Below are 1,775 nucleotides of genomic sequence, written 5' to 3' on the forward strand. Positions count from 1 at the left end.
TACATGCACTTAATATGACCAACATCATTATATTAAGTCGTAATATTGCCATTGCTATGTGCATTATACAAATGCTTTAAATACGTATTTAATTATAAATCAAATAAGTAAAATATCAGCTTAAAGTAATAGACCGGAACTTATGCAAAATCAGTTCAATTTAGCTGTCCGGTATTTAAACTTGATCTAGATCAAGAAATACAATTATTTGTCTTATGAGCATAGAAGGAAGGACGCTATTTTTTGCTTTGTAGAGTGTAAGCAATATAATGACTGCAACAATAAGGGATGATAATAAATACAATGCACAATGATAAAAGCTTAAAAAATGAAGAAGTATACTTTGATGAATCACAAGAGCTGGTTTCCACTACTGATCTTAAAGGTGTAATAACATACGTCAATCAAGCGTTTTGTGCTGTAGCAGGATATAGCGCACAAGAGCTTATCGGTCAGCATCATAATATCGTTCGCCACCCTGATATGCCAAAAGCAGCCTTTAAAGAAATGTGGGCAACATTAAAACAAGAACACTCGTGGCGCGGTATGGTTAAAAACCGCTGTAAAGATGGCCGCTATTACTGGGTAGATGCCTTTGTAACCCCCATTTTTGAACATGGCCGACTTGTTGGTTATCAATCTGTAAGAACCAAAGCAAGCTCTCAACTTAAGCACCGTGCACAAACACTTTACAACAAAATAAATACCAACAAGTCATTATTTAAACTACGAGAACACACCACAATACGACAAAGCCTTACTTTTATAAGCCTATTATTTTGGCTGATTTTTATTGCTGTTGCGGCATCAATCACCATTGCTGCAATTAGCCTATTTATTTGTGCTTTAGTTATTGTGCTAAATTATGACGAACTCATTGTTACCCCTAAAATATTACGCGAACAAAAAGCAAAAGCCGATTCAATCTCTCGTTATATTTACAGCGGCCATACACCGCACAGTGTAAGTGATTATAGAGAGCAAATGCTAAGTGCAAAATTGCGCACCGTCCTTGGCCGTATGAAAGACTCAACATTAAGCTTTAATGGCATCGCAACTGATTTAGACAAACAATCAACACTCACCGAAAAAGGGATTTCTTCTCAAGGTGAGCGTTTAGAACAAATTGCATCAGCGATGACTCAAATGAGTTCTACCATTGGTGAAATATCAGTAAATACCGCTCAAACAGCGGATAAAGTGAATAACACCCATCAAAGTTGCTCAGAGATAAAAAACCACATTGCTGATAATAGTAAAATGGTATCTGACTTAGCTTCTCAAGTAGAACAAGCAGCAAATACAGCCACCAGCTTAGCCTCTGAAGCAGATAAAATTGGTAAGGTAATGAGTGAAATAGAGGGAATTGCCGATCAAACTAACTTACTTGCTCTTAATGCAGCGATTGAAGCAGCTAGAGCGGGAGAACATGGTCGAGGTTTTGCAGTAGTCGCAGATGAGGTAAGGACCCTTTCGTCACGTACTCAAAATGCTACAACACAAATCCACAGTTCTATTAAAGAAATACAAGATACTTTATTTAGCTGGTCCAAAGTAATGCAAAGCACTAAAGCACAAGCCGATAACTGTGTTTTGACAACCGATAAAACTCAAGTTGAATTAGAGGGTATTTTTATCCAAATCAGTGAAATATCTCACTTGGCAATACAAATATCATCCGCTGCAGAAGAGCAACAAATGGTTAGTAACGACATTAGTAATAATGTTTCGCAAATTAAAGACTTTGGCGATAACAACTTAAGTTTAAGCTTTAA

Annotated in this window: 1 protein-coding gene; it reads left to right on the forward strand. The window is 36.7% G+C overall.

The features are described from left to right. Window positions 1-303: 303 nt before the first annotated feature. Window positions 304-1,775, forward strand: a 1,472-nt coding sequence (locus H5072_RS18520; RefSeq protein ID WP_182694399.1) for a methyl-accepting chemotaxis protein, incomplete at its 3' end; no start/stop codon positions are given.

This window comes from Pseudoalteromonas sp. SR45-5 (genome assembly GCF_014163565.1).
In the GTDB taxonomy this organism is placed as follows: Bacteria; Pseudomonadota; Gammaproteobacteria; order Enterobacterales; family Alteromonadaceae; genus Pseudoalteromonas; species Pseudoalteromonas distincta.